Origin of the sequence: Gorillibacterium terrae, from assembly GCF_051594785.1 — a bacterium.
Lineage (GTDB): Bacteria > Bacillota > Bacilli > Paenibacillales > NBRC-103111 > Gorillibacterium.
The window spans coordinates 400,610-422,417 of sequence record NZ_JBPPGI010000001.1; the positions used below are offsets into that span (position 1 = coordinate 400,610).

General features: G+C 59.0%; 19 protein-coding genes. 15 read left to right on the plus strand and 4 right to left on the minus strand.

The genetic code is table 11. The annotated features are described in order from the left end of the window. Positions 1-153: 153 nt before the first annotated feature. From ACSEXS_RS01625 to ACSEXS_RS01635, 3 genes are all read left to right on the plus strand, one after another. On the plus strand, positions 154-1,110 hold the full coding sequence (locus tag ACSEXS_RS01625; RefSeq protein WP_438431440.1) for a GNAT family N-acetyltransferase: 957 nt from the start codon (positions 154-156) through the stop codon (positions 1,108-1,110). A gap of 23 nt (positions 1,111-1,133) precedes the next feature. Next, on the plus strand, positions 1,134-1,622 hold the full coding sequence (locus ACSEXS_RS01630; protein ID WP_438431441.1) for a GNAT family N-acetyltransferase: 489 nt from the start codon (positions 1,134-1,136) through the stop codon (positions 1,620-1,622). An 88-nt stretch (positions 1,623-1,710) separates the two neighbouring features. Continuing rightward, a complete protein-coding gene (locus ACSEXS_RS01635) occupies positions 1,711-2,115 on the plus strand; it encodes a VOC family protein (protein WP_438431442.1) in 405 nt (134 codons plus the stop codon). Between the two features lie 151 nt (positions 2,116-2,266). On the opposite strand, the gene ACSEXS_RS01640 is transcribed toward ACSEXS_RS01635, so the two are convergent. Further along, positions 2,267-4,042: an ABC transporter ATP-binding protein gene (locus ACSEXS_RS01640; RefSeq protein WP_438431443.1), complete on the minus strand. Its 1,776-nt coding sequence runs from the start codon at positions 4,040-4,042 to the stop codon at positions 2,267-2,269. After that, entirely contained in the window at positions 4,029-5,804 is a 1,776-nt protein-coding gene (locus ACSEXS_RS01645) for an ABC transporter ATP-binding protein (protein ID WP_438431444.1), read from the minus strand. Before ACSEXS_RS01645 ends, ACSEXS_RS01640 begins: the two co-directional genes overlap by 14 nt. A gap of 708 nt (positions 5,805-6,512) precedes the next feature. Here ACSEXS_RS01645 and ACSEXS_RS01650 point away from each other — a divergent pair. Then, positions 6,513-8,405, plus strand: coding sequence for a hypothetical protein (locus tag ACSEXS_RS01650; protein ID WP_438431445.1), 1,893 nt, complete (start codon positions 6,513-6,515; stop codon positions 8,403-8,405). A gap of 240 nt (positions 8,406-8,645) precedes the next feature. On the opposite strand, the gene ACSEXS_RS01655 is transcribed toward ACSEXS_RS01650, so the two are convergent. After that, positions 8,646-9,077 (minus strand): DUF4395 domain-containing protein, encoded by a 432-nt coding sequence (locus ACSEXS_RS01655; protein ID WP_438431446.1) that lies wholly within the window; start codon positions 9,075-9,077, stop codon positions 8,646-8,648. Positions 9,078-9,288: 211 nt separating this feature from the next. On the opposite strand from ACSEXS_RS01655, the gene ACSEXS_RS01660 reads away from it, so the two are divergent. The 9 genes from ACSEXS_RS01660 to rlmD all read left to right on the plus strand — a co-directional run bounded on the left by ACSEXS_RS01660 (position 9,289) and on the right by rlmD (position 19,019). Continuing rightward, positions 9,289-11,067, plus strand: coding sequence for a putative bifunctional diguanylate cyclase/phosphodiesterase (locus tag ACSEXS_RS01660; protein WP_438431447.1), 1,779 nt, complete (start codon positions 9,289-9,291; stop codon positions 11,065-11,067). A 319-nt stretch (positions 11,068-11,386) separates the two neighbouring features. Then, on the plus strand, positions 11,387-12,082 hold the full coding sequence (locus ACSEXS_RS01665) for an HAD family hydrolase (RefSeq protein ID WP_438431448.1): 696 nt from the start codon (positions 11,387-11,389) through the stop codon (positions 12,080-12,082). A 74-nt stretch (positions 12,083-12,156) separates the two neighbouring features. Then, complete coding sequence (locus ACSEXS_RS01670) at positions 12,157-13,335, plus strand: mannitol-1-phosphate 5-dehydrogenase (RefSeq protein ID WP_438431449.1); 1,179 nt, start codon at positions 12,157-12,159, stop codon at positions 13,333-13,335. A 98-nt stretch (positions 13,336-13,433) separates the two neighbouring features. After that, positions 13,434-13,763: a hypothetical protein gene (locus ACSEXS_RS01675; RefSeq protein ID WP_438431450.1), complete on the plus strand. Its 330-nt coding sequence runs from the start codon at positions 13,434-13,436 to the stop codon at positions 13,761-13,763. 75 nt (positions 13,764-13,838) lie between these two features. Continuing rightward, positions 13,839-14,489 (plus strand): TrkA C-terminal domain-containing protein, encoded by a 651-nt coding sequence (locus ACSEXS_RS01680; protein ID WP_438431451.1) that lies wholly within the window; start codon positions 13,839-13,841, stop codon positions 14,487-14,489. 176 nt (positions 14,490-14,665) lie between these two features. After that, positions 14,666-15,112: a HEAT repeat domain-containing protein gene (locus tag ACSEXS_RS01685; RefSeq protein WP_438431452.1), complete on the plus strand. Its 447-nt coding sequence runs from the start codon at positions 14,666-14,668 to the stop codon at positions 15,110-15,112. A gap of 39 nt (positions 15,113-15,151) precedes the next feature. Then, positions 15,152-15,436, plus strand: a complete 285-nt coding sequence (locus tag ACSEXS_RS01690) for a hypothetical protein (protein ID WP_438431453.1) — start codon at positions 15,152-15,154, stop codon at positions 15,434-15,436. Positions 15,437-15,668: 232 nt separating this feature from the next. Beyond that, complete coding sequence (locus tag ACSEXS_RS01695; RefSeq protein WP_438431454.1) at positions 15,669-17,231, plus strand: DEAD/DEAH box helicase; 1,563 nt, start codon at positions 15,669-15,671, stop codon at positions 17,229-17,231. Positions 17,232-17,507: 276 nt separating this feature from the next. Continuing rightward, positions 17,508-19,019 carry a 23S rRNA (uracil(1939)-C(5))-methyltransferase RlmD gene (rlmD, locus tag ACSEXS_RS01700; RefSeq protein ID WP_438431455.1) on the plus strand — a complete coding sequence of 504 codons (1,512 nt, stop codon included), beginning with the start codon at positions 17,508-17,510 and terminating at the stop codon, positions 19,017-19,019. Between the two features lie 153 nt (positions 19,020-19,172). Here rlmD and ACSEXS_RS01705 read toward each other — a convergent pair whose 3' ends face one another. Further along, entirely contained in the window at positions 19,173-19,718 is a 546-nt protein-coding gene (locus ACSEXS_RS01705) for a PadR family transcriptional regulator (RefSeq protein WP_438431456.1), read from the minus strand. A 149-nt stretch (positions 19,719-19,867) separates the two neighbouring features. On the opposite strand from ACSEXS_RS01705, the gene padC reads away from it, so the two are divergent. Beyond that, positions 19,868-20,362, plus strand: a complete 495-nt coding sequence (padC, locus tag ACSEXS_RS01710; protein ID WP_438431457.1) for a phenolic acid decarboxylase — start codon at positions 19,868-19,870, stop codon at positions 20,360-20,362. Between the two features lie 277 nt (positions 20,363-20,639). Then, positions 20,640-21,797, plus strand: coding sequence for a non-hydrolyzing UDP-N-acetylglucosamine 2-epimerase (gene wecB, locus ACSEXS_RS01715; protein ID WP_438431458.1), 1,158 nt, complete (start codon positions 20,640-20,642; stop codon positions 21,795-21,797). The last annotated feature ends 11 nt before the right edge of the window (positions 21,798-21,808 follow it).

The following is a 21,808-nucleotide window of genomic DNA, read 5'->3' on the forward strand; positions in this document are numbered from 1 at the left end:
ACAGCCGAATGGCGTCGGCTGCTGAACTCGCCCGGCAGCCGGCACACGCCTATAGCCAAACTCTCCCTTGTCGCGGTTTGCGGCTTCCTGCATGATAGGGATAAATCAACGGCGCGGCTCGCTGAAAGCGCTGCCGCCCCTACCAGGAGGACGATGGTACTGACGACGCTCAAGCAGGGTTTTACGATCCGCAATCCGCGGGAAGAGGATGCGGGCCGGTTGGCGCAAGTGAATTTTGTATTGGAGCTGCTGTACCGGTATCATGGAGATTTTGAGCCGGCCAACATGTTTTGTGCCGTAGACGGGAAAGACGAGTTGCTGGCCGTCGCTCACCTGATGCCGCATGATACGTTCGATGCAGTCGGGCATGACGGCGATGCCCGTTTCATCCGTTACCTGGACTTCGAGATTGCCTTCGCCGAAGGGCGGGAGACGGAAGCCGTCAAGGACGCGCTGACCGAAGCGCTGATCGGACGAGCGCGGGAGATCAAGGCCCGCTATCCGGAGAAGAGGATCGTGATGGCTCAGTATATCGATACAGACCAGACGGATGAACTGTCTTATTGTCTGAGTCGCGGCTTCGCCGTTTATGACACGATTGTCGTATTCAAGTACGATCTGGAGCCGGCCCTTCCCCAAGTCTCGCTGCCCGAAGGCGTCCGGATCGAACGGTATGCGCTGAACCATCCGGAGGCCCAAGCCAAGTATCGGGAAGCCGAGCTGGCGGCGTTTGACGGCGTAGCATGGAGCCTCAACCACCTGGGCTGGATGCAGGGCTCGCCGGAGATGACAAGCTTCTGCGCCTTTTCCGGCGATCGGCTCATCGGCAGCACCTCGACCTGGAGGATTACCGACGAACGGAGCGCGACCGAGAATATATTCGTCGTCCCCGAATGGCGCGGCCGCGGCATCGCATCCGCTCTGATCCACACGGCGCTCGGCCATCTGAAGGCGGAAGGCAAGCGCATCGCTACCTTGGGAACCCACGGGACCAACCGTAAGGCCATCGCGCTCTATACCCGCCTCGGCTACGAGCTGTACGGCTTTCGGCAGACGATTGGGTACGAGATTGACGGAGAGACGACCGGCCGCAGAGACGCCTGTCGATAGAGCCGGTAGCAGGAGGGACTGCCATGGAGATCAAGCTTCGTGACCGCACCAGGGAAGATGTCGAGGTGTTCTGGCGCAGGACGCAGGACCCGGAGATTCAGCGCTTTTTTCCAACCGAACAGCAGACGCTGGAAGAAGCGCTCGCTCTCTTCGAGCAAGCCTGCGGGCCCGAAGCCCGGAGCTTCGGCCGGGTGATCGTGGCGCAGGATACCTACATCGGCGATATCTGGTGCTACGCCATCGAACAAGGGGAAGAGCGGCATGCCATGCTCAGCATGGTCTTGTTTGATCCGGCATGGTGGGGCCAAGGCCTGGCGGCAAAAGCGACCCGCCTGTTCCTCCCGGAGGTGCAGGAGCGCTTCGGCGTTATCCGAATGGGCGCCTTCGTCTACGCCGATCACAGCCGCTGTATCGGCCTTCTGCGGAAGCTCGGGTTCGCGGAGCGGGAACGGTTCGTGGAAGATGGACGAGCTTCGCTCTATCTGGAGAAGCGCCTCGACGGCTTAGGCTAGAATTCCTTATCCAGCCGAATCCGCCAGTAGACGCCTGACTATCCTTGGATACCGCGCTCTTTATTCCAATGAAAAAGGAGATGCTTGCATGCTGGCTCCCTTTCTTCACCTTCACGGCCAAGCAGAAGAAGCCATGACGCTCTATGAACAAGCGTTTGGCGCCGTGGATAAGGTCATCAGCCGCTTTAAGGATGCTCCTCCGAATCCCGGCCACCCTCTGCCGGAAGAGATGCAGGAGTGGGTGTTGCACGGCGAGCTCACTCTTCTCGGCTCGCGGCTCCTCGTCAGCGACTCGCCCGACGGCGAGAGCCGGCCAGGCGAACGAATCACGCTCGCAGCCGTCCTGGAAGACCCGCAGGATGTGGAGCGGGCGTTTGAGTTGCTGAAAGTGGGCGGGGATGTCTTCACCGCCCTCGCACCGATGTTTTTTACGCAGATGTTCTGTGCGGTTAAGGACCGGTTCGGCGTCACTTGGCACGTGTATTGCGGGTAACGGCGTTAAGCGTTCACGTTGGCCTAGCTTGCCTCGGTCACCCTCCCGATTTTCCTCGCCTCCGAAACGCAAAGACGCTCCTCTCTCGCCGGGGTTGATCGGCAAGGGAGGAGTGTCTTATTTTCGTTATCGGGCTGTTCGGATGTGCAGCTTACGCTTCCATCTTCTGTGCCGAGTACAGCCGGTAGTACAAGCCGCGGCGCGCCATCAGCTCGTCGTGCGAGCCGGATTCGGCGATGCCCTTGTCGGACACGTACATGATGCGGTCGCAGTTCTTCACCGTCGAGAGGCGGTGGGCGATGATGAACGAGGTGCGGCCCTTCAACAGCTCGTTCAGGCCCTGCTGGAGCAGGCGCTCCGTCTTGGCGTCGATCGACGAGGTCGCTTCGTCGAGGATGAGGATGCGCGGGTTGGCGAGCAGCGTTCGGGCGAACGAGATGAGCTGCCGCTGCCCCTGGGACAGCTTGGAGCCGCGTTCGTTGACCTCGGTCATGTAACCGTCCTCGAACTCGCGGATGAACACGTCGGCGCATACGGTCTTCGCCGCGGCGATGACCTCTTCCTCGGTGGCGTCCAGCTTGCCGTAGCGGATGTTGTCCAGGATCGTGCCCGAGAAGATGAAGCTGTCCTGAAGCATGATCCCCATCTGGCTGCGCAGCGAGGAGAGGGTCACCTGCGAGATGTCGTGGCCGTCGATCAGGATCTGCCCGCCGGTGATGTTGTAGAAGCGGGAGATCAGGTTGACGACCGTCGTCTTGCCGGCGCCGGTCGGGCCGACAAGCGCGATGCTCTCGCCCGGCTTGACGTCGAACGACAGGTGCTCCAGGATGTTGACCCCCGGATCGTAGGCGAAGGTCACGTCGTCGAACGTCACCCGGCCCTGAATCGGCGGCAGCGTCTTGGCGTCCGTCACGTCGCTGACCGTAACCGGTTCATCCAGCGTCTCGAAGATGCGCTCGAGGTAAGCGACGGCGTTGATGAAGCTGTTGTACAGGTTCGACAGGTTGAGGATCGGCTGCCAGAACCGGTACGCATAGCTGCTCATTGCCAGGATGACGCCGAAGGTGACCGCCTCCGGACCGAGGGCGAGCAGGCCGATCAGGTAGATGGCGGTCCCGATGATGGTTGCCAGGTTGTCGACGGTGAACGGGATGAGCAGGTTGAGGCGAACCGCGTTCATCCAGACCTTGCGGAAGTTGCCGGCTAACCGCGTGAAAATGCCTTCGTTGCGCTGCTCGCGGGTGAAGATCTGCGTCACCCGGATGCCGCTGATGCTCTCCTGGAGATAAGCGTTCAGGTTCGAGCTCTTGTTCGAGACCGCCTGCCAGGCCCGGCGCTGCTTGGTCTTGATCAGCAGCATGAGGCCTAGGAAGACGGGAAGCCCGGCGAGGATGACCAGCGAGAGCCGGACGTTCACGGCGAACATGAACACGGCGATGAAGATCAGGTTCAGGATTTCCAGGATGAAGTTAATGATACCGTTCGACAGAACGTCCGAGACGGAGTTCACATAGTTGACGACGCGGATGAGGATCTTGCCCTGGGGCCGGTCGTCGTAATACTGGAACGGCAGCTCCTGCAGATGCTTGAACAGGTCGGTGCGGATATCAAAGATGATGTCCTGGCCGACGCGGGTCATGATCCGCGAGCGGATGGTCGCGAGGACGACGGAGACAACGATCGTCGCGAGCGTCAAGAGCGACCACCAGATGAGCGGCCCCTTTGCCTTCGCCGGAATGGTCACATCCACGACATGCTGCATGATCAGGGGAGCCGACAAGGCGATGGCGGCCGACAGGGCGCTCAGCACGAATGCAAGGATCATCGGCTTCTGCTGCTTGCGGATGTAGACCATGGCGCGCTTGAAGTGCGTGATGTCAAACGGCGACTCCAGATTCTCGTCGACGTCGAATTTATTCCTGGCCACGTGCGGTCACCTGCCTTCCGATGCCTTCGTTTTGAAGCATGAATACGTCATAGTAATAGCCGCGCCTTGCGAGCAGCTCGGCGTGGGTTCCTTCCTCGATCACCCGTCCGCCTTCCAGGACGAGAATCCGGTCGGCCTGCGCCGTCGTCGAGACGCGCTGGGCAATGATGATCTTGGTGCACGGGAAGTCGAGCTCGCGCAGGCTCTTCTGGATGTGCTCCTCTGTCTCCAGGTCGACCGCCGAGGTGGTGTCGTCGAGGATGAGGATCGGCGGCTGAATCGCCATAGCGCGGGCGAGCGCAATACGCTGCTTCTGTCCGCCGGAGAGGCCGACGCCCCGTTCGCCGACGACCGTGTCGTAGCCTTCGGGCATCTTGGCGATGAACGAATGCGCCGCGGCCAGCTCGGCAAATTTGACGGCGTCCTCCTCCGGCATCTCGGGATCGCCGTAGGCGATGTTGCCGTCGATCGTATCGGAGAAGAGCAGCACGTCCTGGGTAGCCACGCCGATATTGCCGCGCAGCTCATCCAACTCCAGCTTGCGCACATCGGTGCCGTCCACCAGCACCCGGCCCTTGGTCACGTCGTAGAAACGCGGGATCAGGTTGATGAGCGTCGTCTTGCCGGAACCCGTCGCGCCCATGATGGCGACCGTCTCGCCCGGGTTGACCTGGAAGGTGATGTCCTCCAGCACGGTGACATGGTCGTACTTGAAGCTGACGTGGTCGAATTCGATCTTGCCCCGATACCGGCGCTTGACGTCCGTCTTGTGCTCGTTGACGATTTCGGGGTGGGCATAGTAAACCTCGACGATCTTGGTCAAGCTGGCGAAGAACCGCTGCAGGTCGTTGATGATGATGCCGATATTGCGCATCGGGTTGGACAGGCCCCAGATCAGGGCGGAGAAGGCGGAGAATTCCCCGAAGGTGATCCGGCCGTCCATGACGAACAGACCGCCCACGATCATCAGAATGACGCTGAACGCCTGGGCGAAGGTTTCGAGATAGGGAAAGTAATCCAGCCAGACGAGCGCCGCGGCCTTGTTCGCCTTCGAGTAATTCACGTTCTTGTCCGTGAACTTCTGAATCTCGAACTCTTCGCGGGCAAACGCCTTGACCACCCGGTTGCCGGCAATATTCTCTTGGGTGATGGTGTTGAGCTGCGACAGCCGCTCGCGCAGGTCGATGTACATCGGACGAACGCGGCGCGCGAAGATGAACGCCACGATGAAGATCGGCGGCGACAGGAGAAGCAGCCACAGGGTGAGCTGCGCATCGATGGTGAAGAAGTACGCCACTGCCGCCACGAAGATGGTCAGCGATTCGATGATCGTCTTGATGATCCAGGCGAGGGAGTGGCGGACCATGTCGAGGTCGCCGGTCATCTTGGTCATGAGATCGCCGGTCCGGTTGCGGTCGTAGTAGCGCATGTCTTGCCCTTGAATCTTGTTGTACAGGTAAATCCGAACCCGGTACAGCATGTTCTGCGAAGAGATTTCATACTGCATGGAGGTAAGGTAGGACAGGCCCGTGCGCAGCAGCGAAAAGCCAACCATGGCGAGGCAGAGCCAGATCAGGAGATTCTGGTCCGTCGCGAGGCGCGCTGCGGCATCCTTGCCCGTGATGAACGTGTCGACAATGCGTTGGCCGATGTAAGGATTTACGATGGTGAGCGAGGAGCACACCACCGAGAGGATCAGCGCGATGATGTACCGCGTCCGGTCCCCTTTCAAATTCTGCCACAGCCATTTGAATTGAAACATTTAATCACCTGATTCTCTGTTTTGGAATGGGTCCGGGTTTCAACCGTTGCGTAGCATTATACCATAGATCATTGACAATGAAGCCCCTCGATTTTGGCTTTGGTTGATGGGATATTGTCCTAACAATAAGCTTTTCCGTTAGGCTTGGCGAAGCGGGACCCCTTTTTACGATGTTGACATAAATCCAGCTATTTTCTCAGGCCAATGACCGTCCTCTCCCCCTCGCTTTGGAAGTCATATCTCCTACTATACCTTCTTGCAAAATGGCGTATATAGGAGCCGCCTACAAAAATTCGGCCGATATTTCAGACGAATCTCCATGGCTCGCCCAACCAGAATACCCAAAAACCCCCTGTATACCCGAAGGCGGAGAAAGGGGGTGAATCCCGAAGCATAGCGGGCGTCAGGGTGCAAGAACGACGGAACCCTCCCGAAATTGCTGCGATTTGGAGGAATACAAGCGGCCAAGCGGGTTGACGACCGATCTTTTCTCCTTGCACAGCGCACAGCGACCCGAAGGCCCGGCGACGAGAGCGGGGCAAAAATCCGAAGCTTTCCCAAAAGCGGCCGGACGGGCACCGGGAAGATCGAACCGATTGCAAGAGAAGGAGATCTTTTCCAAATGGCCGCATCCGCTGTCCGGTTTCTTGTGCTACAATAGCGCTGTTCGTTACAGCTGTTCACAACCGAAGGGAAGGGAATGAGCGCATGGAGCATAGATTCGGCGAGCCCCGCTTGGAGGGATGCTCGCGGCAGGGCGAGGCTATCGTGTTTGGCAAGGAGGGAGGCGTTCTGCGCTATCCGCTCGATGGAGAGACGCTTCGCCGCTTCGCCTACGTGCTGATCGAGATCGAGAATCCGGAGGATTATGCGGTTTGTCTGACCCTCTGCTTCTGGGAGGAAGGCAAGGAGGACAAGCTGCCCGAGTTGTTCGCTTCGGTGGGCGTGCTGCCGGGGGTCCGAACGACCGTAAGCCTGCCGGTGAGCTACCTGGACGGCCAGACGCTGTTCGGGAAGCGCCGACCGGGCATCCTCAAGACGGTGATCAAAGGCAATCGAATCAACCCGGACCGGCTTTCCTCGTGGGGACTGCGCCTGCCGCCCTCCCACCAGGAAACGCGTCTGGTGATCCGCGCGGTGCGTCTGGCCGAGGAAGAACCGAAGGTCGAGCTGGATACGCTCGCGCTGGTCGATGATCTGGGTCAGCGTGCAGACAAGGAATGGCCCGGCAAAACGGCAAGCCGCGAAGCGTGCACGGCGCGTCTGCTGGAACTCCGCGAGGAAGCTCATAAGCATCTGGAAGGCAGGGAGGACGAGTATTACGGCTCGCCGGACGTTCTATTTGCCGCAAGCGGTTACTTTCGCGTGGAGCGCGAGGCGAACGGCCGCTGGTGGCTGGTTGCGCCGGACGGCCGAGGCTTCTTCAGCAGCGGCGCGGACTGCGTCAATGCGCATGCCGGAGGACCGGTAAACGCCGAGGGCGAACTCCGCGACTACCTGGTTCACAATCTGGAGCAAGCCTTCGGGGAAGAGTGGAAGGAGGCTTGGGCGGAGATGGCGAAGTCCCGCCTCATCCGCTGGAAGCTGAACACGGTGGCGGCGTGGAGCGACATGGAATTTGCCCGCGAGGCCAAGCTGCCTTACGTGGCCATGCTGGATGACTATCCGTCTACGGCGTCGGCCGTCTACCGCGACTTTCCCGACGTGTTCTCGGAAGAATACCAAGCGGCTTCCGAGGCCTATGCGCGCCAATTGGATGCTTACCGCGGCGACCGGTACCTGATCGGCTATTTCATGTCCAACGAGCCGAATTGGGCATTCGTCGACCGGTTGAACCTCGGCTACGAGCTGCTGCGCAACCCCGCCGAGCTGGCGTCCAAGAAGCACCTGCTCGTGTTCCTCCGGGAGAAATACGCTTCTGTCGCCGAGCTGAACAAGGCTTGGGGCACGGCGGCGGAGGCCTTCGAGGGCTTGTTCCGCCTGGGCGAGTTCCCGCAGGTATCCGAGCGGGGGATGGCCGACCTGGACGAGTTCTCCTGCCGGCTGATCGCCGAGTACATCAAGGTCCCGGCGCTCGCTCTGAAGAAAGCCGACCCGCATCACCTGAACCTCGGCATCCGGTATGCCTACATCTCCAGCCCGACTTTGTACAGCGGCAGCGAATACTTCGACATCTTCTCGATCAACTGCTACGAGAAGTCCTGCGTCCCCTCGGTGCAGGAAGTCTATGAGCGCGTCGGCAAGCCGGTGATGGTCGGCGAGTATCACTTCGGCGCGATCGACCGGGGACTGCCGGCGACGGGCATACGCGGAGCCGAAGATCAGGAGCAGCGGGGCAAGGCCATCCGCCGGTACATCGAAGAGGCGGCGGCGCTTCCCTGCTGCGTGGGCGTCCATTACTTCCAGTTCAATGACCAGCCCTACCTCGGCCGCTTCGACGGAGAGAATTACAACATCGGCCTGGTGGATATCTGCAACCGGGAGTATGCGGAGGTGACGGAGGCCGTTCAAGCGGCGAACGCCCGGCTGTATGACCTGCGTCTGGGCAAGACGCAGCCTTTTGATGAACCGATCGGGTACATTCCCGCCATTTTCTATTAAGCGTTCCTTCCCTTATCCCATAAAAAGGATGCCTATCAACCGGACCCGATCCGGGAGAAGGCATCCTTTTTCTGCGTTTCCTGAGCATGGCTGCGGATAGTCCGTTCTCAAGCAGATATCGGGGCTGTTGTGCGATTTCCGATAGTCTGGCGATATACGGCGCTATGGTGCGATTATCGATAGTCTGGCGGTAAACAGCGCTATGGGCGATTGGCGAAAGTCAGGCGGCATGTGCCCCTCTTAAGCGGCGGGACGGCGAAGATTGCGCAGGGCTTTCCATTTCTTGTACTGGAAGTAAACGGTGCATCCGATGCAGTAGCCCGCGAGCGCCCCTCCGGCGGCGGCCAGCAGCAGGAAGGCGATGGCATAGCCGGCTATGGTCCAGCCGAGCAGGAACGAGATCAGGGACAGGGTCAGGAACGTCACGGCGAGCGTGTTGTTGAAGCGCTGAAGCTCGAAGGCTTCCGTGTGCGCGCCGGTAACGCGCAGCCAGGGCTTCGCGATTCGGACGAACAGGTTGTAGCGTCCGGCACTGGCCAGACCGGTGAGCTGAACGAGCCAGAGGCCGGCCAGCACCCAGGGTTCATGCAAAAGGAAGGAGGCGATGACCGACAGGACGATGCCGGTTTGGTTGGCTCTCACATAAGGGACGGGAACCTCTTTTGGTGACATGGGTTATTCCTCCTTTTAATCCGATTGGAATAGTATAAATTTAAACCTTTTTTCCGCCGGTGTAAAGAAAATCCTCCCGACCGGGCGAAACGTCCTTGCCGGATAGGGGGAAGCTCCTTTTTTAAGGCTGTTAAGTATTTGACTGTCATCCGCCTTCCGAACCGGTATGATGGGAATATAATCCTATTAACAGGCAGCGAGGAGGCGGCATATGCGTCACAAGAAGGAACATCAAAATAAGGACAAGCTGGCGGCATTCGGACACCGGCAGGTGCCCGAATTGATTCCGCTGGAATCGGAGCTGCCGGAAGGCTTCAATCCCCGGCGGACAGCCTTGAGGATTGCCGGAATTTACATGGGAATCGGGGGCGTCTGGATTCTGCTCTCCGACCGGCTGCTGGAGATGATGGTCAGCGATCCGCGGTTGCTCGGAGATATCAGCGTAGGCAAGGGCTGGTTCTTCGTTCTCATGACCGGCGGCCTGCTGTATCTGCTGATCTCCCAGACTCTGATGCGGATTCGCAAGACGGAGGAAAGGCTGCAGAGCGCTTACCGGGAACGGGTGCTCGCCCACGAGGAGCTGGAGCAGGCCTACGAGGAGATCACGGCCACCGAGGAAGAGCTGCGCATGCAATACGAGCAGATGGAGGAGCAGCAGCAGTTGATTCTGGACAACGAGAAGAAGCTGGAGCACCTCGCCTATCATGATGCGCTTACGGGCATGCCCAACAAGCTGGCTCTGCTCGAACGCGCGTCCGCGAGCCTGCGCACGGGCAAGGGCCGTTCGGCGCTGCTGTTCATGGACATCGACAATTTCAAATACATCAACGATACCATGGGGCACGACTTCGGCGACGAGCTGATCGTCGAGGCTTGCCGGCGGCTGGACGCTCTTCTGAACGGACAAGGGACGCTCTACCAATTCGGCGGCGACGAGTTTCTGATCCTGCTGCCCGGAATTGGCGATCAAGCCGCCGCCGAGGCGATTGTGGAACGGGTGCTGGGTTGCTTCCGCAATCCGCTCACGATTCGGGGAAGCCAATTCCATATCGGCTTCAGCATCGGCATCAGCCTCTATCCGGAGCACGGGAAGGAGATGATGGAGTTGGTCAAGCGCGCCGATATCGCCATGTATCGGGCCAAAGAGACCGGCAAGGGAGGAGCGGTTTTCTACGACGAGAGCTTGAAGGACCGCTTTACCGAGCGGATGGCCATTGAGAAGCACATGCATCAGGCGCTGAGCCGGGAGGAATTCTATCTCGTCTACCAGCCGCAATATCGAACCGACGACGGAACGATCAACGGGCTGGAGGCGCTGGCGCGCTGGAACAGCCCGGTCCTCGGTGAAGTGTCTCCTCTGCGCTTCATCCGGGTAGCCGAGGATTCGCACCTCGTCATCCCGCTCGGCACCTGGGTGCTGCGCAGCGCATGCCGGGTGCTGCGCCGCCTGCGCGACCGGGGGCACCGGGAGCTGATCATGTCCGTCAACGTCTCGCTGCTTCAGCTCATGCACAATGAGTTCTGCGAGCTGGTGCTGGATACGCTTGAGGAGTTCGGGCTTCCCGCCGATCGGCTGGAGCTGGAGCTGACCGAGTCGCTGTTCATCGAGTCTTACGAGGCTTTGGCGCCGAAGCTGGACCGATTGCGAGAAGCGAGGGTGCGAATCGCCCTGGACGACTTCGGCACCGGTTATTCCTCGCTCGGCTGCCTGACGAAGCTGCCGATCACCACGCTGAAGATCGACAAGTCGTTCATCGATTCCGTGCTGACGAACGGGCGGCAGGAGGTTTTGGTCGAAATGATTATCGGGGCAGGCAAACGGATCGGAATGGCGACCGTGGCCGAGGGCGTCGAGGAGGAGGAGCAGCTCACGCTTCTGCGGCGGCTCGGCTGCGATTTGGTCCAAGGCTTCCTATGCAGCCGTCCGCTTCCGGAGGAGGAGGTCGTCGCGCTGCTCACGGAACCTGCGAAGACGGATCAGGACGAATAGGGGGGAACGGATGGATCGGCCTTGAGGCCGTACTCGGATGGGGTTGGAACGCCATAGATGAGGGAAGGCCCGCTCGGATTCGGGCGGGCCGCTTTTGTCCGGAAGCCGGAAGAGCGACGATTTTTTTCAATTTGCGGCAAACGCTTGCCGACTCTGCATCTGCGAACGGTTACAAAAAAATGAAAGCGCATGAACTAACAACATGGTTATAAAAATGGGTTGTTAGTTTCGGGCGGAATGCATATAATGGATGTCAAGCAAGCATCCGACGATAGAGAATGGCGGCTCGAAGCCGCTTCAACGGAAAGGGGAATGCCTGATGCTGAAAGCCATTATTTTCGATTTTGACGGAACGATCATCGATACCGAGACCGCTTGGTACCTTGCCTTCCGCGACAGCTACCGGGAGCACGGCGTCGACCTGAGCGTCGAGCTGTACTCCGGCTGTATCGGAACGAGCCTGCATACCTTCAATCCTTATGAATACCTCAATACCCACCACAACCTGGGGATTGATTCCGAAGAGCTGCGGCGCAAGGTTCGGGCGCGCCATGCCGAGCTAATGAAGGAGGAGCAGATCCGTCCCGGCGTGCGCGAGTACCTGGAAGGGGCGAAGGCGGCCGGCTTGAAGGTCGGGCTCGCCTCCAGCTCCGACCGCGAATGGGTGGAGCGGCATTTGCGCCAGCTCGGCATCCTGGAATACTTCGACTGCATTCGCACGGCGAACGACGTGGAGAAGGTGAAGCCCGACCCGGCTCTGTATCTGCAGGCTTTGGAAGGTCTGGGCGTAACCGCCAAGGAAGCCGTTGCGGTCGAGGATTCTCCCAACGGAATGCGGGCCGCCTGCGCGGCGGGAATCGACTGCGTGGTCACGCCGAACCGGATCACCGGCCTGCTCGAATTCGAGGAGTCCCGGTGGCGGGTCGACGACTTGAGCCGACTGGACTTCGCCGAGCTGGTGAAGGCGATGACTGAGCCGCTCGCGGACGCAGTTCCCGGCGAAGAGTCCCGGTAGGACCGGAGATAGGAGCCGAAACGCAGGAGGGACCGGTGACGCCGGTCCCGACCGATGAGAGAGGAGGAATGGGGATGAAAGCCGTTCATTTCGGAGCGGGCAATATCGGCCGCGGTTTTATCGGACCAATGCTTGCCGCGTCGGGCTATGAGGTATGCTTCGTGGTGCGCAATGTCGGCAAGGAGTCGCTGCTGCGCAAAAAAGGCACCTACCCGGTCCTGCTGGCCAACCGGAGGCATGACCGGGCGATGGTGAACCGGGTGACGGCGGTCAATTCCGCCGACCCCTCAAAGGTGGCGGGCGCCATCGCCCAAGCCGACGTCGTCACCACAGCGGTCGGAGTGGGGGCGCTCGAAGAGATCGCCCCCGCCATCGCCCAAGGCATCGAGCTGAGGCTGGCCGTCCAGCCGAGGCGGCTGCATGTGATGGCCTGCGAGAACGGGAAAGGCGCGAGCACGCGGCTGAAGCGGATGGTCTATTCGCATCTTCGCTCCGGCCTCCACGCCAAGGCGGACCGCTACGTCGCGTTCCCCAATACCGCGGTCGACCGGATCGTGCCGAAGCAGAGCCATCCCGGAGATTCCCTCGCCGTCACGGTGGAGCCCTTCTGCGAATGGGTGATCGACCGCTCGGCGCTGCTCGCCGATTACCCGCAGATCGAGGGGGCGGTCTATGCCGATTCGCTCGAGCCGTATCTGGAGCGCAAGCTCTATACCGTCAACACCGGCCATGCCTGCGCCGCTTACCTCGGTTACCTGCACGGCTGCCGGACGATTCAGGAAGCGATGGCGAAGCCGCTGATCGAGCTGGAGGTAGCCAGGACGCTGGAGGAAACCGGACGCTACCTGGCCGCGAAGCACGGCTTCGACGAGACCAAGCACCGGGTCTACATCCGCAAGGTGCTGGACCGCTTCCGCAACCCCGACCTGACGGACGAGGTCGTCCGGGTCGGCCGCTCTCCCCTGCGCAAGCTGTCCCGGCGCGAACGGCTCGTCTTCCCGGCCGTGCAATCCCATGAGCTCGGCTTCGAAGTGCCGGGGCTTATGCGGGCGATGGCGGCCGCGCTCTGCTTCGCCGCCCCGGACGACCCGGAGGCCGTGCGGCTTCAAGCGGAGCTGGCGCGGAAGGGCGCTGCCCGCGTCTTGACCGAAGCGACGGGCCTGGAGCCCGGTCATCCGCTTCACTCGGGCGTCCTCGCCGAGTACCGGCGCTTCCGCCAGGAGCTGCAATCCGCCGACAAGGTGAGCATGTAACGCGGCGGCAGTTGGCCACCGTACCGTCCGTTCGGCGCCTGATCGCTGCCGTGTCGGCGGGGCTCAGACCGCGAGCCGCCCGGCGGCAACGGGCCTGCATGCGCCAATGGCGCACGGCCTGCGTGCCGTCCATGGCGGTCGGCTTGCATGCCGTCCATGGCACACGGCCTGCATGCCCGTCCATGGCGCACGGCAGCGGCGACCGGATCAAGCTTGCCTTCCGGCAGCATCTGCCGCTCCCGAGACGGGGCGGGCCGGGTTACCTGCGGTTCCTGATCCTTGGCTTCGCTCCCAACGGTTCCGTCTACGCTCACATCGTCACCGGTTCCATCTCGGCTGGCCGCTCTTTCCTCGCTTTCCTCCGCTCGCCAGTTACGCAATTGGGCCGCTGCCCGCTTTTCCTCTGCCTTCCGGATGGTTTACAATGAAGGCATGAGCCGTTTGTCGCTTTCCTCCCGAGGAGAGCGGGCAGGCGGCCGACGCCGGGAGGAGACCCCCTAGCCATGAACGAGCTGCCCATCTACCAATCCATCGCGCTTGACCTCGCCCAGCGCATCGCCAACGGGGAATTCCCCGAGAACTCCAAGCTGTCCGGCCGTTCCCTGCTGACCAGCCAATACCACGTCTCCTCCGAGACGATCCGCAAATCCGTCTCGCTGCTGCGGGATGCCGGCATCCTGAACGTGTCGCAAGGCAAGGAGATCACGATCCGGTCGCGGGAGAAAGCGCGCGATTACCTGAACCGCTACAACGAATACCTCGGCTCGGCTTACTCGCTGAAGCAGGAGCTGGAGCAGCTGCTGCGCGCCAAGAAGGAAACCGACGCCAAATTCGATGCGCTCATCACCCAGGTCATCAACTATTCCGACCGGCTGCGCAACCTTACCCCGTACAACCCGGTGGAGGTGGAGATCCGTCCGGGCGCGCACGTCATCGGCAAGACCATCGCCGATCTTCGCCTCTGGCAGAGCACGGGGGCGACCATCATTGCCCTGCGCCGCGACCAAGGCGTGACGATTTCGCCGGGGCCCTACGTCAAGCTTCAGGCCGCCGACCGGTTGGTTATCGTCGGGGAAGGGGATACCTACGAGAAAACGGAGCGCTTCCTCAACGCGCCGCCCCTATCCGCTCAGCCCGAGGGAGACGGCGAATAGCCGTTTTTTTCGAAAAAACCTTCCTCATGGGAACCGAAAACGGACAAGGAACCGCACCGAGAACCGGCACGGCCTACCAAACCTTCCCGTTCCATGGTATAGTGGGAGCAGGATTTGCCAACAATGCGAAGAGAGCCATCCTTAGGACGGCCTTCTTTTTTTGAGGAGTGACAGGGTTGGAGCAGGATAACAAGACGGAGCTTCCCGCCGATTACGAGAAGCTGAAGGCGGCGGCAAACCGCACGTCCAGCTGGCGGGAGCGGCTGGCGGCCGTGGAAGAGCTCGGCAAGCACAAGAGCCCGCAGACGATTGCGGTATTGACCAATCGGATGAACAACGATCTCGTTCTGACGGTTCGGGAAGCCGCTTATGCCCGGTTGAAGGCGTGGGGCGAGGAGGTTCAGCCGCCGGTGAGGAAGCCGGGCGATCTCGTCAAGGATTTGATGAAGACGCTGGTGCGGATCAAGAAGAGCCTGCCGGAGGGCCACGATTACGAAGCCTTCAAGCAAAAGCTGAAGAACATGCGGATCGACCTCTACGATGCGTACGAAGGAGATAAAGGTGCCGACTTCGACCTCTGGTTGGAGGAAACCTGGAAGTCGGTACGGACTCGCAATCATTAAGCAATAGAACGGAGTGGTGGTCTGAAAAAGCATAAGCCCTTGTCATTCGACGATCTTCTGCTGGAGCTGCAAGGACAGAAAACGGCCCAGGAAGATCCGTCCAAGGTTTCACTCGACGAACTGTTCAACCCCGGTTTTATGCAAAGGCATTCCAGCTTTGCAAGCTTTGCGGAATTCATGGAAAAGGGGAGCTTTACGGCTTCCACGCACGAAGAGATCGGCAACATCATGGAAGAACTGCTGGACCGCCATGTCGCCCGGCATACGGATTTTTCGAAGTACTCCGCGATGCTGAAGGCGGCCACGGACGAACGGACCCGGTAAGCCACAAAAGAAAAGGTCAGGTCAACGGTCAATCGGAGGCTTTTCCGCTTGGCCTTTTTGACGTGGGGGCGGGCTTTGGATTCTTTTTTGGGAGAAAGTATGGTATCCTTAACCGTTGCGTCCCTGAGGCCCGTCCATTTAGGGCCGCAGACCCTGTTAAACGCCGCCGACCTAGTTAAACCCCGCTACCCCTCCTAAGAGGGGAGCTTACGGATAAATAAAGGAGAATACCATGACATTTGATGAATTGCGCCTCGTTCCCTCGATTCTGAAGGCGCTGAAGCAAGAACATTACGAGACCCCTACGCCGATTCAGGAAAAGGCGATCCCCGCCGCACTGGAAGGCCGGGACGTGCTGGGCTGCGCCCAGACGGGCACCGGCAAGACGGCGGCCTTTTCCCTGCCGATCATTCAGCGGCTCAGCGAACAGCCCGTGTCCGCCGGACCGTTCCGGCCGATTCGCTCGCTCATCCTGACGCCGACGCGGGAGCTGGCGATTCAGATCTATGACAACATTCAGGCCTATGCCCGCTTCACCCGCATCCGCTCGGTCGTCATCGTCGGCGGCGTTTCCCAGAAGCCGCAGGAGCAGGCGCTGAAGAACGGCACGGACATCCTGATCGCGACGCCCGGCCGCCTCCTCGATCTGCTGAACCAGAAGCTGATCGACCTGAAGCAGCTGAAAATTCTGGTCCTCGACGAAGCGGACCGGATGCTCGACATGGGCTTTATCCACGACGTGAAGCGGATCATCGCCCAGCTTCCGCCGAAGCGGCAGACGCTGTTCTTCTCGGCGACGATGCCGACGGAAATCGCCAATCTGGTCAAGACGCTGCTCGTCAATCCGGTGAAAATCGAAGTGCATCCCGTCTCCTCGACGGTCGAACGCATCGAGCAGCGGCTGTACAAGGTGGACAAGGAGAACAAGCCGAAGCTGCTTAAGCTGCTGCTGCAGGACCCGGCCATCGAATCGGCGCTCGTCTTCACGCGCACGAAACATGGAGCCGACAAAGTGGTCAAGGATCTGACCCGAGCCGGGATTCCGGCTCAGGCAATTCACGGCAACAAGTCCCAGAACGCCCGCCAAGCGGCGCTCGGCAACTTCAAGAGCGGGACGACCCGCGTGCTGGTTGCCACCGACATTGCGGCGCGGGGCATCGACATCGAGGAATTGTCGCATGTGGTGAACTACAACCTGCCGAACATTCCCGAGACCTACGTTCACCGCATCGGCCGGACCGGCCGCGCGGGACTGAGCGGCGTCGCCATCTCCTTTTGCGAGACGGAGGAACTGCCGTATCTGAAGGATATCCAGAAGCTGACCGGGAAGACGATTCCCGAGGTGAAGGAGCATCCGTATCCGCTGGGCAGCGCTCCCTCGTCCGTCGAGCCGGAGCCTGCACCGCAGGCACGCGGCGGCAGGGGTGGCTCCCGCAGCGGAGCCGCAGCCGCCGACCGGCAGGCATCCGCGAAGCCGCAGCGCCGCCGGGAAGAAACGGCGGGCGAAACCGCTCGGCGGCCGCAGGCGAACGGACAGCCGGGCGGCCGCAAGCCGCAGGCAGCGCCTTCGCCGCGGCAGGAGCAGGGCCGCTCGGCGGCTACCCCGGCGCCGGCGCGTTCCGGCCGCGGGACCCAGCCGAGCCCGGCGCGGGCAGGCGGCGCGGACAAGCCGCAGCCGCGGTCGAACGGCCGAACAGCCGCCCCGGCCCGGCCGGCAGCGCCCGCTTCCTCGGCGCGCATCTGGCCGGACCCGAAGCCGGCGGGGACGCGGCCGGACGGCGGCCGTCAGCGGTAAGGGCGGCCGGGCCGGCATCCCGCCGCGCGCCGCAAGAATAGGATAAGGCCCGGTAACCATCGGGCCTCCTCTGCAGGCAGCTCCGGAATCTGGAGCTGCCTGTTTGGCGTCCGGCGGCCCGTTGGCCGAGCCCCCGGGCCCATGCCGCATGCGCCGGCCCGCGCCCGGCTTCCCCCGCTGACCAGCTACCCTGCCGCCCGATTCTGGCGGCTGCTCGGCCGGGCATGGTATAGTGAAGAAAGTTTCCACCCTCTAGACAAAGGACGGAGTTCTCCGATGAAGGAACGCACAGGACCCGGGCGGGTCCCTTCGAAATCCCCACAAGCACAGTCCAAGCCCAACCGGCCCGGGCCTACCGGACGTCCGGGTAAACATACATCCGGCGCGAAGCCGGAAAAAGCCGTCCCGAAGGGCGGCGCGGAAGACCTCAAGCCGGGCGACAAGCTCGTGGTCACGATCAAGCGCCTCGGCATCAACGGCGAAGGGGTGGGCTATTACCGCCGCAAGGCCGTCTTTATCGACGGCGCGCTGCCGGAGGAAGTGGTGAAGGCGGAGGCGGTCGACATCCAGCCTTCCTACCTCAAGGCCAGGCTGAGCGAGGTGGAGAAGCGCTCGCCGCTGCGTATCGAGCCGCCTTGCCCCGTGTTCGGCATCTGCGGCGGCTGCCAGATCCAGCATCTCTCTTACGAAGGACAGCTCGCGGCCAAGGCCGAGCTGGTGCGCGAAGCCTTCGAGCGCTACGCTGGGCTGAAGGACCTGAAGATCCAGCCGACGCTCGGCATGGACCGCCCCTGGGATTACCGCAACAAGGCGCAGCTCCAGCTCGTCCGCCGGGACGGCGAACTGCTGGCCGGCTTGTATGAAGCGGGAAGCCACGAGGTGGTCGACATCAGCGGCTGCCCGATTCAGCACCCGCAGGTAAACGCCGCGGTGGCGAAGGTGAAGGCGGTGCTGGACGAGCTGAAGATTCCGCTGCACCATGAGGCGGGAGCGAAGGACGGCGTCCGTACCGTCGTCGTCCGGCACGGCTTCCAGTCCGGCCATCTGCAGCTTACCTTGATCGCCACGACGGATCGCCTGCCGCGCCAGGAAGAATTCATCCGGCTCATTCGCCAAGAGCTGCCGGACTTGACCGGCATCTCGCTGAACGTCAACCCGAAGAAGATGCCGCTCATCTTCGGCGAGCGGACCATCCTCCTCTGGGGCGAAGAGGCGATGAAGGAATCGCTCGGCGACCTGGAGTTCTCCCTCTCGCCGCGCGCCTTCTTCCAGCTCAACCCGGCCCAGACGGTCAAGCTCTACGAGGCTGTCCGTGCCGCCGCCGGGCTGACCGGCCGAGAGACGGTCGTCGATGCCTACTGCGGCACCGGCACGATCGGGCTGTGGCTGGCGCCGTATGCGCGCGAGGTCCGGGGAATCGAGTCGATTCCCGAAGCCGTCGAGGACGCTCGCGAGAACGCCCGGCGCAACGGACGCGCCAACGCCTCCTTCTTCGTCGGCGAAGCGGAGGAGCTGCTGCCCCGCTGGGCCAAGAACGGCCTGCGCCCGGACGTGATCGTCGCCGACCCGCCGCGCACAGGGCTCGACCGCCGCTTCCTGGATACGGTGCTGCGGATCAAGCCGCAGCGGTTCGTGTATGTCTCCTGCAACCCGGCCACCCTGGCCAAGGATTGCAAGGTGCTGCTGGACGGCGGCTACCGGATCGAATCGGTGCAGCCGGTGGACATGTTCCCGCAGACGAGCCATGTGGAGTGCTCAGTGTTACTAAAATGGGGAGGTTGTAAATAGCAATAAACTTGTCCCACAGCATATAAAATCATATCAAAGAGCCGAGCGAAACTCAGGTATCACTCCTGTTTTCCTCGGCTTTTCTCATCTTTTTCTTTACCCCTGGTCCACTGAAGGAAACGGAACGGTATACCGTCTGGCTTCGAATGAGACTTAGACTAATAGCTGAAGGGTATCTTCAAGCCATTTAACATAACTTTGTTCTCGATTAATAGCCCTGCTTAAAACTAGATAATGCCCAAATTGCCAAGAATCAGGCGATTTAATATTATCATTTGCTAACTCCAGCAAGTGCTGATTGCTCAATAACATCTCTAATTTTGCATTTCTCTTAGTAATTTGGTCCTGCAGTAGTCGCTTTCTCTCCTCCATAGAAATCGCAGCTGAAAAATACATCATTAACATAAATTCATCTTTTTCTGTCTCTGGCAGTGGTTTCGGTTGTGTGAGCCAATTAAGTAATTCTTGCTTGCCTTTTTGCGTAATGCAGTAAACTTTTTTCTCTAGTTTAGTTCCTGTGATAAGGGTTCGGTATTCGATCAGCCCTTCCGCTGTCAGCTTTTTAAGTTCTGGATAAATTTGACTGTGTTTAGCGCTCCAGAACTCGCCAATCTCCCGCTTAAACTGATTTGAAATATCGTATCCGGTTATTTCTTCTTTTTCTATCAGACCCAATAGAGCATATTTTAGAATACGCATTTGCATTCTCCCTACGATACATGTTTGACATCAATATACCACAATGCTAGAATAATCATGTTGTTTTTAACATGTTTATATTTACATGTTTCGTCGTTATACTGCTATTCATTTCAACAAAACATTATTTAGGAGAGAAGGATTTAAGAATGGACAAGTTTATTGGCAGTCACATGATTTATACGTACGAGAACGGTTGGGAATATGAAATTTATATAAAAAATGAGGATACCATAGATTATCGTATTCACAGCGGCATGGTAGGCGGTCGATGGGTGCGTGACCAAAAAGTGGATTTGGCTAAACTTGTAGAAGGTGTATACAAAGTGTCTTGGACAGAGCCGACCGGTACGGATGTGTCTCTGAATTTTATGCCTGCTGAGAAGCGGATGCATGGAGTTATTTTCTTTCCAAAATGGGTCCATGAACATCCGGAAATCACAGTTCGTTATCAAAATGACTTTATCCCATTGATGGAAGAATCGCGTGAGAAATACGATACCTATCCAAAATATGTTGTGCCGGAATTTGCGGATATTACATTTTACGAAAACGCCGGTGTGAATAACGAAGAGTTAATTTCGATTGCACCTTACACCGGTATGACGGATGATATTCGTGCGGGAAAACCCTTGAACAAATAAAAAACAAAATATGCATAAATGACCTTTTATATCAAGTATTTTATCCAACTAACACAGAGCCCAAACAATTCTCAGATGTCCCCGCTTACGCTTCATGTGGAGTCGGTCCTATTGTTGGTACCTCTGAAATATTGAAGCAAAAAGCCTGCCACCCGGCAGGCTTTAATGCGTGGATCATCGTAATCTTGCTCGTCGGCTCTTTCGCATTTTCCCCCTTGCATATGACGTAAGGTTATCCCTTACGCTTGGTTACAGTACACGAGAGGGGGAACGTCCAATGGCTCAACGCAAAAAAATCATGGTGATTTTCGGAACCCGACCCGAAGCAACCAAAATGGGACCCGTTGTCCAAGAACTTAGAAGGCATCCCGAGTGGTTTGAAACGAAGGTGATTGTGACAGGACAACATAAGGAGCAACTCGATCAAGCCCTTTCTCATTTTGGTATCCAACCGGATGTCGACCTGACCCTGATGAAAGAACAACAAACGCTCGCCTATCTTACATCTGCCGCCATTACCGGATTGGATTCCATTATTTCCGAAGAAAAACCGGATCTCATCTTCATTCACGGAGACACTCAAACCACCTTGTGTGGCGGTTTGGTCGCCTTCCTCCATAAAATCAAGGTCGCTCATATCGAGGCAGGATTGCGTTCACACAACAAGTACTCCCCTTGGCCGGAAGAAATAAACCGAAAACTCGTGGATGGGATTGCCGATTTTTTGTTTGCCCCCACCATGAATAGTCGAGATAACCTGCTAAGAGAAGGCTTCAGCGAGAGCACTATTTTTGTATCAGGTCAAACGGCTATTGATGCCGCAATAAAGGCGAATCGTTCTGATTATACGTTTAACGAAGGAAAGATAACTCAGATACTAAATCAAAAGAGCAAAGTCATAACCATGACCGTCCATCGGAAAGAAAATTATGGCGCTCCTATGCTCCGAATGTTTCGTGCCATAAGACGTCTTGCCGATGACCACCCGGACATCTCCATTATTTATCCCGTTCATTTGAGCCCAATCGTTCGAGAGACGGCCTTCCAAACCCTTTCGGGGCATGAACGAATTCACTTGCTTGATCCGATCGATTATTCGGACATGATTAATTTGATAGCCCGTTCTTATTTACTACTAAGCGATTCCGGTGGTTTGCAGGAAGAAGCTCCCGTATTCCATAAGCCGCTTGTTCTCATGCGCGATACGACTGAACGCCCCGAGGCGGTTTCTGCTAAGGCGGTTTATCTCGCAGGGACGGAAGAAGAGGATATCTATGCGGTAACAACGAAACTTCTTAAGGATAAAAGTTTTTATAACACCATGCAAAATGCCGAAAATCCTTTTGGTGACGGGGAAGCTTCGAGACGTATTGTCCAATTTATTGCCCATCATTTTGGGTTAATTTCCGAAGTTCCCGAACCATTTCATGCCTGATAGGCCGGAGG

Excerpts from the sequence above, each read along its gene's own strand:
- ACSEXS_RS01625 (WP_438431440.1), top strand. The coding sequence starts at position 154 with ATGGTACTGACGACGCTCAAGCAGGGTTTTACGATCCGCAATCCGCGG.
- ACSEXS_RS01630 (WP_438431441.1), top strand. The coding sequence starts at position 1,134 with ATGGAGATCAAGCTTCGTGACCGCACCAGGGAAGATGTCGAGGTGTTC.
- ACSEXS_RS01635 (WP_438431442.1), top strand. The coding sequence starts at position 1,711 with ATGCTGGCTCCCTTTCTTCACCTTCACGGCCAAGCAGAAGAAGCCATG.
- ACSEXS_RS01645 (WP_438431444.1), bottom strand. The coding sequence starts at position 5,804 with ATGTTTCAATTCAAATGGCTGTGGCAGAATTTGAAAGGGGACCGGACG.
- ACSEXS_RS01650 (WP_438431445.1), top strand. The coding sequence starts at position 6,513 with ATGGAGCATAGATTCGGCGAGCCCCGCTTGGAGGGATGCTCGCGGCAG.
- ACSEXS_RS01655 (WP_438431446.1), bottom strand. The coding sequence starts at position 9,077 with ATGTCACCAAAAGAGGTTCCCGTCCCTTATGTGAGAGCCAACCAAACC.
- ACSEXS_RS01660 (WP_438431447.1), top strand. The coding sequence starts at position 9,289 with ATGCGTCACAAGAAGGAACATCAAAATAAGGACAAGCTGGCGGCATTC.
- ACSEXS_RS01665 (WP_438431448.1), top strand. The coding sequence starts at position 11,387 with ATGCTGAAAGCCATTATTTTCGATTTTGACGGAACGATCATCGATACC.
- ACSEXS_RS01670 (WP_438431449.1), top strand. The coding sequence starts at position 12,157 with ATGAAAGCCGTTCATTTCGGAGCGGGCAATATCGGCCGCGGTTTTATC.
- ACSEXS_RS01675 (WP_438431450.1), top strand. The coding sequence starts at position 13,434 with ATGCGCCAATGGCGCACGGCCTGCGTGCCGTCCATGGCGGTCGGCTTG.
- ACSEXS_RS01680 (WP_438431451.1), top strand. The coding sequence starts at position 13,839 with ATGAACGAGCTGCCCATCTACCAATCCATCGCGCTTGACCTCGCCCAG.
- ACSEXS_RS01695 (WP_438431454.1), top strand. The coding sequence starts at position 15,669 with ATGACATTTGATGAATTGCGCCTCGTTCCCTCGATTCTGAAGGCGCTG.
- rlmD (WP_438431455.1), top strand. The coding sequence starts at position 17,508 with ATGAAGGAACGCACAGGACCCGGGCGGGTCCCTTCGAAATCCCCACAA.
- ACSEXS_RS01705 (WP_438431456.1), bottom strand. The coding sequence starts at position 19,718 with ATGCGTATTCTAAAATATGCTCTATTGGGTCTGATAGAAAAAGAAGAA.
- padC (WP_438431457.1), top strand. The coding sequence starts at position 19,868 with ATGGACAAGTTTATTGGCAGTCACATGATTTATACGTACGAGAACGGT.
- wecB (WP_438431458.1), top strand. The coding sequence starts at position 20,640 with ATGGCTCAACGCAAAAAAATCATGGTGATTTTCGGAACCCGACCCGAA.